Source organism: Streptomyces sp. NPDC051976, from assembly GCF_040680795.1.
Classification (GTDB): domain Bacteria; phylum Actinomycetota; class Actinomycetes; order Streptomycetales; family Streptomycetaceae; genus Actinacidiphila.
This window is the reverse complement of the sequence record NZ_JBFAXL010000021.1, coordinates 13,363-25,918: the sequence shown is the minus strand read 5'-3', so window position 1 is coordinate 25,918 and position 12,556 is coordinate 13,363. Positions and strand designations below refer to the sequence as shown.

The 12,556-nt window shown below is 71.1% G+C and carries 9 protein-coding genes and 1 tRNA gene; 8 read left to right on the top strand and 2 right to left on the bottom strand.

Translation table 11 applies throughout. The features are described from left to right. Window positions 1–246: 246 nt before the first annotated feature. A complete protein-coding gene (locus AB0M29_RS21330; protein WP_365384710.1) occupies window positions 247–522 on the top strand; it encodes a hypothetical protein in 276 nt (91 codons plus the stop codon). Window positions 523–595: 73 nt separating this feature from the next. After that, entirely contained in the window at window positions 596–2,410 is a 1,815-nt protein-coding gene (gene glmS / locus AB0M29_RS21325; protein WP_365384709.1) for a glutamine--fructose-6-phosphate transaminase (isomerizing), read from the top strand. 100 nt (window positions 2,411–2,510) lie between these two features. On the opposite strand, the gene AB0M29_RS21320 is transcribed toward glmS, so the two are convergent. Then, complete coding sequence (locus AB0M29_RS21320) at window positions 2,511–3,032, bottom strand: universal stress protein (protein WP_365384707.1); 522 nt, start codon at window positions 3,030–3,032, stop codon at window positions 2,511–2,513. Between the two features lie 849 nt (window positions 3,033–3,881). On the opposite strand from AB0M29_RS21320, the gene AB0M29_RS21315 reads away from it, so the two are divergent. From AB0M29_RS21315 to AB0M29_RS21295, 5 genes are all read left to right on the top strand, one after another. Next, a complete protein-coding gene (locus AB0M29_RS21315) occupies window positions 3,882–5,168 on the top strand; it encodes a helix-turn-helix domain-containing protein (protein ID WP_365384705.1) in 1,287 nt (428 codons plus the stop codon). Between the two features lie 5 nt (window positions 5,169–5,173). Next, complete coding sequence (gene orn / locus AB0M29_RS21310; RefSeq protein ID WP_365384704.1) at window positions 5,174–5,776, top strand: oligoribonuclease; 603 nt, start codon at window positions 5,174–5,176, stop codon at window positions 5,774–5,776. A 100-nt stretch (window positions 5,777–5,876) separates the two neighbouring features. After that, a tRNA-His gene (locus AB0M29_RS21305) sits at window positions 5,877–5,949 on the top strand. Window positions 5,950–6,025: 76 nt separating this feature from the next. Further along, window positions 6,026–6,433, top strand: coding sequence for a YciI family protein (locus AB0M29_RS21300; RefSeq protein WP_365384703.1), 408 nt, complete (start codon window positions 6,026–6,028; stop codon window positions 6,431–6,433). Window positions 6,434–6,441: 8 nt separating this feature from the next. Beyond that, window positions 6,442–7,599 carry a DUF6596 domain-containing protein gene (locus AB0M29_RS21295; protein ID WP_365384868.1) on the top strand — a complete coding sequence of 386 codons (1,158 nt, stop codon included), beginning with the start codon at window positions 6,442–6,444 and terminating at the stop codon, window positions 7,597–7,599. A gap of 80 nt (window positions 7,600–7,679) precedes the next feature. Here AB0M29_RS21295 and AB0M29_RS21290 read toward each other — a convergent pair whose 3' ends face one another. Continuing rightward, window positions 7,680–10,610: a glycoside hydrolase family 48 protein gene (locus tag AB0M29_RS21290; RefSeq protein WP_365384701.1), complete on the bottom strand. Its 2,931-nt coding sequence runs from the start codon at window positions 10,608–10,610 to the stop codon at window positions 7,680–7,682. A gap of 264 nt (window positions 10,611–10,874) precedes the next feature. On the opposite strand from AB0M29_RS21290, the gene AB0M29_RS21285 reads away from it, so the two are divergent. Further along, the gene (locus AB0M29_RS21285; RefSeq protein ID WP_365384700.1) at window positions 10,875–12,431 is read left to right on the top strand and encodes a cellulose binding domain-containing protein; all 1,557 of its coding nucleotides are present in this window, start codon (window positions 10,875–10,877) and stop codon (window positions 12,429–12,431) included. Window positions 12,432–12,556 lie beyond the last annotated feature (125 nt).

The following is a 12,556-nucleotide window of genomic DNA, read 5'->3' as shown; positions in this document are numbered from 1 at the left end:
CGCAACGCCTGCGGGTCCCGCAGACCCCGCAGGCCCCATGTGCCCCGCGCGTTCCGGGGATCGAGTCGTCTCACAGGGCGATGACTACCCGGGCCGCCGAGCCGGGGTCAAGGCGGCGTCGTATTTTCCGGGCGGAGCCACCCGAACGGCGTGTCCTCTACGGGTTTTCACCCCCATGGACGCTCTTCCTGCCCGAAATCGGGCAGGATTGTTGCAAACACCAGATGATCACACCAGTATCGTCGGGTGCTCGAACGCCGGACGTCCTCCGAAGACCTGATCGACCACCTGGTCCGCACCACGCCGCTGCAGCGCGGCGAGGCGAACCGGGTGGTCCTGGACGTCCTGGCGTACTTCGACGAGACGACCGAGGAGTTCGTCCGCCGCAGACACCGCGAGCTCCAGGCCAAGGGCCTGGTCAACGCGGACATCTTCGTGCGGATCAGCGAGGAGCTGCCCCACCGGGCGGTGGCCCCGCCCGCGCTCTCGCAGCGCCAGCTCCGCCGGATCGTCTACGGCTGAGGACCTCCCGTCAGGGCAGGGGGTCCGGGCACACCCGGAACACAGGACGGACAGAGGGACGAGGGAAGACCATATGTGCGGAATCGTCGGATACATCGGCAAGCGCGACGTGGCACCGCTGCTGCTGGAGGGGCTGCAGCGGCTGGAGTACCGGGGTTACGACTCCGCGGGCGTCGTCATCACCGGCAAGTCCGGCGAGCTGAGGACCGTGAAGGCCAAGGGCCGGGTGCGTGAGCTGGAGGCCCGTATCCCCAAGCGCTTCGCGGGCACCACCGGCATCGCGCACACCCGCTGGGCCACCCACGGCGCGCCGAGCGACGAGAACGCGCACCCGCACCTCGACGGCGACAGCAAGGTCGCGGTCGTCCACAACGGGATCATCGACAACGCCTCGGAGCTGCGCGCCAAGCTCACCGCGGACGGCGTCGTGTTCCTCTCCGAGACCGACACCGAGGTGCTGGCGCACCTGATCGGCCGCGCCCAGGCGGAGACCCTGGAGGAGAAGGTCCGCGAGGCGCTCCGCTCGGTCGAGGGCACCTACGGCATCGCCGTGCTGCACCAGGACTTCTCCGACCGCATCGTGGTGGCCCGCAACGGCTCGCCGGTCGTGCTCGGCATCGGCGAGAAGGAGATGTTCGTCGCCTCCGACGTCGCCGCGCTGGTCGCCCACACCCGCCAGGTGGTCACCCTGGAGGACGGCGAGATGGCCACCATCAAGGCCGACGACTTCCGCACGTACACCACCGAGGGCTCGCTGACGACGGCCACGCCGACCACCGTGGAGTGGGAGGCCGAGTCGTACGACATGGGCGGCCACGACACGTACATGCACAAGGAGATCTCGGAGCAGGCCGAGGCCGTGGACCGGGTGCTGCGCGGCCGGATCGACGACCGGTTCTCCACCGTGCACCTGGGCGGCCTGAACCTGGAGCCCGGCGAGGCCCGCCGGGTGCGCCGGATCAAGATCCTCGGCTGCGGCACCAGCTACCACGCGGGCCAGATCGGCGCCGGGCTGATCGAGGAGCTGGCCCGTATCCCCGCGGACGCCGAGCCGGCCTCCGAGTTCCGCTACCGCAACCCGGTGGTCGACCCCGACACCCTGTACGTGGCGGTCTCGCAGTCCGGTGAGACCTATGACGTGCTGGCCGCCGTCCAGGAGCTGAAGCGCAAGGGCGCCCGGGTGCTGGGCGTGGTGAACGTGGTGGGCTCCGCGATCGCCCGCGAGGCCACCGGCGGCACCTATGTGCACGCCGGCCCCGAGGTCTGTGTCGTCTCCACCAAGTGCTTCACCAACACGGTGGTCGCCTTCGCGCTGCTGGCACTGCACCTGGGCCGGATCCGCGACCTGTCGGTGGCCGACGGCAAGCGGATCATCGAGGGGCTGCGCAGGCTGCCCGGCCAGATCGACGAGATCCTGCGGACCGAGCCGGAGATCAAGAAGCTGGCGCAGGACTACGCGGACGCGAAGTCGATGCTCTTCATCGGGCGGGTACGCGGCTACCCCGTGGCCCGCGAGGCGTCGCTGAAGCTCAAGGAGGTCTCGTACATCCACGCGGAGGCGTACCCGGCCTCGGAGCTGAAGCACGGCCCGCTGGCGCTGATCGACCCGTCGATGCCGACGGTCGCGATCGTGCCGGACGACGACCTGCTGGAGAAGAACCGCGCCGCGCTGGAGGAGATCAAGGCCCGCAGCGGCCGCATCCTCGCCGTCGCGCACCAGGTGCAGGAGAAGGCGGACCACACCATCGTGGTGCCGAAGAACGAGAACGAGCTCGACCCGATCCTGATGGGCATCCCGCTGCAGCTCTTCGCCTACCACACGGCGCTGGCGCTGGGCCGGGACATCGACAAGCCGCGCAACCTGGCGAAGTCCGTGACCGTCGAGTAGCCGACCGGTCACCCGGCGTACCAAAAACACGCCCACGGACGTACGAAAGCCCCCGCCGTCACGGCGGGGGCTTTCTCGTACGTGACCGGGGAGGCCCGGGTCAGGGGATGACCACCACGGGGCGCTGGGCGCGGCGCGCCAGGCGGCCGGCGACCGAGCCGAAGATCCGCCCCACCAGGCCGTGCGTGCCGCCCACCACGATGGCGTCCGCCTCGTACTCGCGGCCGACCTCCTCCAGCTCGTGGCAGATGTCGCCGCCGCGCTCCACCAGCACCCAGGAGATCTCGGCGAGGTGGTCGGCGCAGGCCAGTTCGAGGCCGAGGACCTCGGTGCGGTGGTCGGGGACGTCCACGAAGACCGGTGGCTCGCAGCCCGCCCAGACCGTCGCCGGGAGCCGGTTGGCGACATGCACGATGATCAGCGCGGAGTGCGTCCTGCGGGCCATGCCCACGGCGTACGAGAGCGCGCGCTCGCTGGACACGGAGCCGTCGAAGCCCACCACGACGCCGTGCCGGAAGGCAGGATCGCAGGCGTGCCGCAGCGCGGGAGCGGCTTCGGGCAACTCCGCCGACTCGGCGAGCGGCCTGCCGTCGGCGGGCTCGGGAAAGTCATGACCGGCCATGATGCGAATTCTCGGCGAGGGCGGCGCTGACGCGCCGAGCGGCGGACAAGGACGGTGCGCGCGGGCCGGGTCCTGGACCAGCCGCTTTCGGCCGGTTCGCCACTTCCCGTCCCACTGACTCCAGAGTACGGCGGTGGGGACCGACTGCACAGGCGTGCCGTCGTTCCCGAGCCTCACGTACCCGGAGTTTCCGGAAGAATGCCGGAGCGAGGGCAAGAGCGCAACGCCATCTCGCCAACCGGCGGCACGGCGCGGCGCACCGGCGCACCGCGGGGGCGCACCCGGAGCACCCGCCGGAGAGACCCCAGCGGGATGTCCGAGACACGTCAGGGGCAGGTCCGGCGGGTGCGGGGCGAATCTCAGCCGAACCTTCGCCGCACGTCCGGGGCGTGTCCGGTGACCGTCAGGGGCGCGTCCGGAAAATCTCCGGCGCGCAGGTGGGGCGCACGCCCCGCGCCGCCCGGCCGGACGACCCGCGCACGACCCCGCGCCTTTTACGCGCAGCCCCTCCCCGAGCGATGTTTTTCAGCCAACTTCCCACCCCTGTGCGCTGATTCGGCCCCTGCTTCATTAACACCCCTGCCACCTGCGGTTCTACGATGCCGGATGACGCGCGAGGGGTGTTTCGTGGCCCGAGTGACGGGAGGCGTACTTCCCAGCGGGCGCGGCGAGTGAAACGCTTCGTGATCGAATGCTTTACGCCACGTTGTCTTGTCGACTTAGCGTCAGATGGTGAAGTTGTCACTAACGCCCCACCTGACACAGTAGATTTGATCATGGGTGGCCTGACGGGGGAAAACGTGCAGGACCGAGGGGACGACGCGTCGATTCGAGGGGGGCTTGAGCTCCATGAGCCAGGAGTCCAGTTCCGGTACGGTGACGGACAGTCCGTCGCAAGCACCATCGGCATCGCCTCGCGCCATTCGTAAACTCTCCGCGCGACGCCGACCGGAAGTCGTCGCGGTGCTGTTGTTCAGCGGGGGCCCGATCTTCGAGAGCTCCATACCGCTCTCCGTCTTCGGCATAGACCGCCAGGACGCGGGTGTGCCCCGCTACCGGCTGCTGGTCTGCGCGGGCGAGGACGGGCCGCTGCGGACCACCGGCGGCCTGGAGCTGACCGCTCCGTACGGCCTGGAGGCGCTCTCCCGCGCCGGGACGGTGGTCGTGCCCACCTGGCGCTCGATCTCCCAGGCACCGCCTCCCGAGGCGCTTGAGGCGATCCGCCGGGCCCACGAGGAGGGCGCCAGGATCATCGGCCTGTGCACCGGCGCCTTCGTACTGGCCGCGGCCGGGCTGCTGGACGGCCGCCCGGCCACCACGCACTGGATGTACGCGCCCACGCTCGCGAAGCGGTACCCCTCCGTACACGTGGACCCGAGGGAGCTGTTCGTGGACGACGGGGACGTGCTCACCTCCGCCGGTACGGCCGCCGGGATCGACCTGTGCCTGCACGTGGTCCGCACCGACCACGGCGGCGAGGCCGCGGCGGCGCTGGCCCGGCGGCTGGTCGTGCCGCCCCGGCGGGCGGACTGGCAGACCGGCCAGCGGCACATGGACAGGTCTTTACCTGAGGAGATCGGCGCCGACCCGCTCGCCGAGGTCGTCGCCTGGGCGCTGGAGCACCTCCACGAGCAGTTCGACGTGGAGGCGCTGGCCGCGCGCGCCTACATGAGCCGCCGCACCTTCGACCGGCGGTTCAGGTCGCTCACCGGGAGCGCTCCGCTGCAGTGGCTGATCACCCAGCGGGTGCTCCAGGCGCAGCGGCTGCTGGAGACGTCCGACTACTCCGTCGACGAGGTCGCGGGCCGCTGCGGCTTCCGCTCGCCGGTGGCGCTGCGCGGGCACTTCCGGCGGCAGCTCGGCTCCTACCGGGCCGCCTACCGGGCCCGCAGGCCGCAGGACGAGCCGGACCGCACCCCGCCCACCCCCGACCTGCCGCCGCCCCGCCGCGGCCCCGTACCGCAGATCCTGGCGGCACCGGGCAAGGGCGACCCGGACGCCTACAGCGCCGGGCCCCGGGTGCCGGAGCAGCCGGGCAGGGCGGACGCGGCCGACGGACCGCCGCGGGGACGGTTCCGCGCCCCCCGCGGACTGGGCGCCGCACTCCCCGGCCCACGGGATCGCCCCGTAGGGTGAGACGCATGAACGACCGGATGGTGTGGATCGACTGCGAGATGACCGGGCTGTCGCTGGCCCACGACGCCCTGATCGAGGTGGCCGCGCTCGTCACCGACTCGGAGCTGAACGTGCTCGGCGAGGGGGTGGACATCGTCATCCGGCCGCCGGACGAGGCGCTGGCCACCATGCCCGACATCGTCCGCGAGATGCACACCGCCTCCGGGCTGCTCGAGGAGCTGCCCGGAGGCGTCACCCTGGGCGAGGCGGAGAAGCTCGTGCTCGACTACGTGCGCGAGCACGTAGTCGAGCCCCGCAAGGCCCCGCTGTGCGGCAACTCCGTCTCGACCGACCGCGGCTTCCTGGCCCGCGACATGGCGGCCCTGGAGCAGCACCTGCACTACCGCATCGTCGACGTCTCCTCGATCAAGGAACTGGCCCGCCGCTGGTACCCCCGGGCCTACTTCAACAGTCCCGAGAAGAACGGCAACCACCGCGCCCTCGCCGACATCCGCGAGTCCATCGCCGAGCTGCGCTACTACCGCGAGGCCGTGTTCGTGCCCCAGCCGGGGCCCGACACCGACACCGCCCGCGCCATCGCCGCCAAGCACGTCCTGCCGGCGCAATAGCCGCGCCACGGGGCGCCGCGGCGCCCCGGAAAAGGCTGGAGCGAGCACGCCCCCGCACCCTGTACACTTCTTCAGGTCGGCGCCGAAAGCGCCGATCATGGTGGGTGTAGCTCAGTTGGTAGAGCACCTGGTTGTGGTCCAGGTGGTCGCGGGTTCAAGTCCCGTCACTCACCCTTGTGAGAGGCCGTCGTACCGTATCCACGGTAGGGCGGCCTCTTTGTGTCGTCCGTGCGCCGAGGAGAGGACACGATGGCCAAGTACCTGCTGCTCAAGCACTACCGAGGCGCCCCGGCGGCGGTCAACGACGCGCCGATGGACGAGTGGACGCCGGAGGAGGTCGCGGCCCACGTCCAGTACATGCGCGACTTCGCCACCCGGCTCGAAGGGACCGGCGAGCTCGTCGGCCACGCGGCGCTCGCCCCCGGCGGCACCTTCGTGCGGTACGACGGCGAGGGCCGCCCGCCGGTCACCGACGGGCCGTTCGCCGAGACCAAGGACCTCATCGCCGGCTGGATGGTGATCGACGTCGACAGCTACGAGCGGGCGCTGGAGCTGGCCGCGGAGCTGTCGGCCGCCCCGGGCGCGGGCGGGAAGCCGATCCACGAGTGGCTGGAGCTGCGCCCGTTCCTGGCCGGGCAGCTCACCGCCACGGGGTGACCGCGCCGATGGACGAGGCCCTGCTGCGGAGCCTCACGCCGGGCGTGCTCGCCGCTCTCGTGCGCCGCGGCGCCGACTTCGCCGCCGCCGAGGACGCCGTGCAGGAGGCGCTGGTCAAGGCGCTCACCGTCTGGCCCGACGACCCGCCGCGGGACCCGAAGGGCTGGCTGGTCACGGCGGCCTGGCACCGGTTCCTGGACGCGGCCCGGTCGGACGCCGCCCGGCGCCGGCGGGAGGGCCTCATGGACGAGGAGCCCGAGCCGGGGCCGGTGTCCGCGCGGGACGACACACTGTGGCTCTACTTCCTGTGCGCCCACCCGTCGCTGACGCCGCCGTCCGCGGTCGCGCTCACCCTGCGCGCCGTCGGCGGGCTGACCACCCGGCAGATCGCCCGGGCGTATCTGGTGCCCGAGGCCACCATGGCGCAGCGGATCAGCCGCGCCAAGCGCACCGTCTCGGGTGTGCGGCTCGACCGGCCCGGCGATGTCGCCACCGTGCTGCGGGTGCTCTACCTGGTCTTCAACGAGGGCTACTCCGGCGATGTCGACCTGGCCGCCGAGGCGATCCGGCTCACCCGGCAGCTCGCGGCCGTGATCGACCACCCCGAGGTCGCCGGGCTGCTCGCCCTGATGCTGCTCCACCACGCCCGCCGCGCCACCCGCACCGCGCCCGACGGCGGCCTGGTGCCGCTCGCCGAGCAGGACCGCGCCCGGTGGGACACCGGCATGATCGCCGAGGGGGTCGGCATCCTCCAGGCGGCGCTCGCCCGCGACCGGCTGGGCGAGTTCCAGGCCCAGGCCGCGGTCGCCGCGCTGCACGCCGACGCGCCCACCGCCGAGGAGACGGACTGGCCGCAGATCGTGGAGTGGTACGACGAGCTGGCCCGCCTCACCGACAGCCCTGTGGTCCGGCTCAACCGCGCCGTGGCCGTGGGCGAGGCCGACGGCCCCCGCGCGGGACTGGCCGCGCTGGCCGCCCTGGACGACTCGCTGCCGCGCCGTACGGCGGTGGCGGCGTATCTGCACGAGCGCGACGGCGACCTGCCCGCCGCGGCCCGGCTGTACGCCGAGGCGGCGGCCGCCGCGCCCACCCCCGCCGAGCGCGACCACCTCACCCGCCAGGCCGCCCGCCTCGGCGCCCGCCTCCACCCCGGCGCGCACGGCTGACAGGCCCGGCCGCGGGTGCGGCCGGGCCTGCGGTGGGGCGCCCGGGGGGTGTCAGGTCCCCCGGGGTCTCCTCCCGGCGGTCACTCCCCGAAGAGCTGGGAGTACGAGCCCATCGCCAGCGCGATGTCCGCCTGGGCCCAGAAGCGGTGGTAGGTGAAGGTCGGTGCGGCGCCTCCGTTGAGGTAGGACTGGATCTTGGCGTAGCTGGGGTCGGACTTGTAGAAGGAGCGGAGCGACAGGAAGGTCGAGCTGGAGTTGATCTTGTCGCCGTTCGGCATGGTGCCGCTGAAGGTGGAGGGCACGTAGACCGGGTCCGAGAAGCGGGAGTAGTCGGTACGGGTCTCCGGGACGGCGATGCCGAGCGCGTCCTGGTCGTTGTTCCACATGCCGTCGAGCAGCGCCTTGGCCGTGGTCTTCGCGGCCGCGTTGCCGGACTTGGCGGCGTAGTAGGACAGGGTCTTGGCGAAGGCGGCGGTGACGCCGACGTCGTTGCCCCGGGCGGTGACCGTCACGTGCAGGCCCGCGTTGGCGCCCGGCGAGGCGGCGTTCCAGGTGTCGGGGGCGCCGCTCCAGCTCAGGTCGGACGGGATGAGGTACGTCCCGTCGGCGTTGATCTGGGTCTGCGAGATCGCCCAGGACACCCACTTGTCGAGGATGGCCTTGGCCGAGGCGTCACCGGTCTGGTCGTAGTACTCCGCGACCCGCTCCATCGACCACGCCTGCATGCCGAACCACTGGTTCGACGGCGGGTCGTGGTAGACGGGCGCGGGGTCGTACGCCATCCCGTAGAAGGTCGGCGTACCGGCCGGCGGGGTCCCGTAGGAGCCGTCCCAGCTGTTGGTGGCGCCGCCCGCGATGGCTCCCTCGTTGGACTGCAGCCAGCGGTAGAACTCCAGTTGGCGGCCGAGGCTCTTGGTCCAGTCCGTCTTGCCGGTGGCCGACTTGGGGGCCATCGACGCGTCGGTGGTCAGCGCGTAGGCGGCCATCGGGTTCTGGTAGCCGAAGTGCGCGGCGCCGTCGCCGATCCGCCAGGACCAGCCCGCGGAGGTGTCGGTCGCGCCGCCCCAGGCGTAGTACCAGGACAGCAGGTAGTGCTCGCTGTCCTTGCCGGTGCCCGCCGGGCAGGAGGTCGCGCTGGTGCAGTTGCCGATCTTCTTGAAGTACTTGTCGAAGAACGAGTACCGCAGGTAGTCGCCCATCTTCCCGGCCTTGGCGACGGTGGCCGCCACATCGGCGCCCTTGCCCTGCGCCTTGGCCCAGGTGTCCGCCCAGTAGGCGGCCTGGATCGCCCGCGCGTCGGCGTCCGGCGCGTCGGTGTACTTCCACTGCTTGGCGTACGACTGGTCCCCGACGAAGAGGTCCAGGTAGCCGTTCTTGCCGCCGTAGGCGAACTTGTCGCAGGTCGGCTGCGGCACGGTCTCCCACACCGACTCCTGCGCGCCGCGCTGGAAGGTGTTGATGTACGACGGCCCCGCCGCGCTCGGCCCCGTCTCGCAGCCGCCGCCGGGGGTGTCACCGTAGCCGTAGATGTTGTCGACGTCCTCCAGCCAGTGCATGCCGTAGATGTCCGAGGTGCCGTACGCCGTCTTCAGCTCGTTCGCGATCGGGTCGACGCCGACCGAGACGCTGGTGTCGAGCTGGGACGGGTAGTCGGACGGCAGCGGGTGCTCCGGTGCGTACGTGGCGGGCTTGTTCGGGTCGTAGAAGCTGTTCGTGGGCTGATCGGCGGTGGTGGGGATCATGTACGTTTCCATGGTCTTCCAGGCCGCGTTGAACTTCGTCCAGTCCTGGGTGATCCGCCCGTACATCGCCTGCAGCCAGATCAGGTACGAGTACGCCTCCGAGGTGGTCTCGTGCCCGTAGTCCGGCGCCTCCACGATCAGGGTCTCCACCGAGTGGTAGGGGATGCCCTGGGCCGAGAAGTAGCCGTTCGCCGGGTCGGTGATCTTGCCGTAGAGCGACAGGAAGCGGGCGTCGTACGTGCTCGTCCCGGCGATCTCGGTGGCCGTGACGTCCGCCTTGAGATAACCGGTCGCGGTCGCCGAGAAGGTCGCGGCGCCGGTGCCGGTGGCCGCGGCGGCGAGGGTGACGGTCTGCGCCGTGCTCCAGTTGGACGGGGTGAAGGTCAGGCTCGCGCCCGAGGACACCGACAGCGAGGTGTTCCCCGCGGTGCGCGCCACCGTCACCGTCACACTGGCGGCCGGAGCGCTGGACAGCTTCACCGCGAAGGTGCCGGTCTTGCCCTGCTGCACCGACACCTGGGTCGGCGAGGCGAGGATCGAGGGCCCGGCGGCCACGTGCACACCGACCGGCGGTGACTCGCCGGTGGCGCCGAGGCTGTCGGTGACCTTGGCGTAGACCGAGTAGTCACCGGCGGCGACCGCGGCCCAGTCGAAGGAGTACGGCGCGGAGGTGTCGGTCCCCAGCAGGGTGGTGTCGCTGTAGAACTCGACCTTGGTGACGGTGGCGCCGTCCGCCGCGGCGGCGGTGGCGGCCAGCGGTACGGTCGCCCCCGCGGTGAAGGTCTGACCGGCCGTCGGGCTGGTCAGCACCGCGAGCGGCGGCTGGTGGGCGCCCGCGCAGACCGTGCCGTTCACGGCGAAGTTGGTCGGCGCGGTGTTGGTGCCGCTGTAGTTGAAGTTGGCGCTGGTGGTGACATTGCCGTTGGCGGCGATGGTCTTGTTGTAGTCGGCCGCGACCACGGTGACGTTCTGGCCGGACTGCGACCAGGTGCCGTTCCAGCCGCTCTGCAGCTTCTGGTTGCCCGCGTAGCTGTAGGTGAGCGTCCAGCCGTTGATGGTGTCGGTGCCGCGGTTGGTGATCTTGGCGTTGGCGGTGAAGCCCGAACCCCAGTCGTTGGTGGAGTAGTCGACGCTGCACTGCAGGGTGGCCGCGTGGGCGACGGAGCCGCCGCCCGCCGCGGTGAGCGCGAGCGGCAGGGCGAGCGCGGCGGCCAGCGCCGTCACCAGCCGGCGCATCTTCTTCCTGATCCTCGGTCTTCCTCTGGGCATACGAGAGGCCCTCCTCGCGGTTCCGGTGGGGGGATGTGAGATCTGAACCAGTGGGAGCGCTCCCACCATCAAGCCGCTGCGCGCGTACTGTCAAGAGGTGAAGCAGAACGCCTACTCATCGCCATGGGACAGCAAAGTCGCTACAGAAGTCGACAACTGACGGGTCGACACCTCTACCCTCAGGGGCCACTTGCCGCTAGGGTCTCGGGCGAACCAGTGGGAGCGCGTCCACCTCTCGATCCCCCCACCCATGAGGAGTCGCACATGCGACGACCCACGCGCACCGCGGCCTTCGCCATCGCCGCCGTCACCACCGCGGCGGCCGCGGCGGCACTGCTGCCGACGCTGGGCGCCACCGCGTCCGGGGCCGCTCCGGCCTGCGCGGTGGCCTACTCGGTGACGAACCAGTGGGACACCGGCTTCCAGGGCAACGTCGTGATCACCAACAACGCGGCCCCCACGACCAGTTGGACCCTCACCTTCGACTTCCCCGGCACCCAGAAGGTCACCCAGGGCTGGAACGGCACCTGGACACAGTCCGGCAAGGCGGTGACGGCCGCCTCGATGTCCTACAACGGCGCGATCCCCACCGGCTCCACGGTCAGCGCCGGATTCCTCGCCAACTGGTCGGGCGCCAACCCCGCCCCGACGTCCTTCAAGCTCAACGGCACCACCTGCAACGTCGACGGCACCACACCGCCGACGACGCCGCCGACCACACCTCCCACCACTCCCCCGACGACCCCGCCCACGACTCCCCCCACCACGCCGCCCACGACCCCGCCGACCACGCCGCCCACCGGCGGCGACACCCCGCCCCAGCTCCATGTCTCCGGCAACCGGCTGGTGGACGCGAGCGGCCAGAACGTCGTGCTGCACGGCGTGAACCGCTCCGGCACCGAGTTCATGTGCGCCCAGGGGCGCGGCATCTTCGACGGGCCGGTGGACGACGCGGCCATCGACGCCATCAAGAGCTGGCACGTCACGGCCGTCCGGGTGCCGCTGAACGAGGACTGCTGGGAGGGGCTGAGCTACGTCCCGGCCGAGGACGCGGGCGCCAACTACATCGCGGCGATCACCGGCTGGGTCAACCGCCTGGTGGCGCACGGCATCACGCCGATCGTGGAGCTGCACTGGACGCACGGCACCTACACCGGCAACTCGGCGGGCTGCTCGGATGTCAACGCCACCTGCCAGAAGCCGATGCCCGACGCGCAGTACGCGGTGCCGTTCTGGACCGGGGTCGCCAACGCCTTCAAGGCCAACCCGGCGGTCGTCTTCGACCTCTTCAACGAGCCCTACCCGGACCGGGCGACGTCCACCACCGAGCAGGCGTGGACCTGCTGGCGGGACGGCGGCACCTGCCCGGGGATCGGCTACCAGGTCGCGGGGATGCAGACGCTGCTCGACGCGGTCCGCGGCACCGGCGCGCGGAACGTGGTGATGCTCGGCGGCCTCGCCTACTCCAACGACCTCACCGGCTGGCTCGCGCACGCCCCCACCGACCCGACCGGCAATCTCGCCGCGGCCGTCCATGTCTACAACTTCAACACCTGCGCCTCCTCGTCCTGCTGGGACTCCCAGCTCGCCCCGGTCGCGGCCAAGGTGCCGCTGGTCGCCGGCGAGATGGGCGAGAACACCTGCTCGCACGGGTTCGTCGACCAGTTCATGAACTGGCTGGACGCGCACCAACTGTCGTATCTGGGCTGGACCTGGAACACCTGGGACTGCTCGTCCGGCCCGTCCCTGATCTCGGCATATGACGGGACACCGACGGCATACGGGATCGGGTTGCGCGACCACCTCAAGTCGCTGGGCTGAGGCGGTATGTGACGAGGCGTCCGAACCGGATCACCCCGGGACCCGGGTGATCGAGAAGCTGGGGCGGTCCCGTACATGGATGGCGTGTACGGGGCCGCTCCTCCGTTGTGAGCTGGGAGTTGACC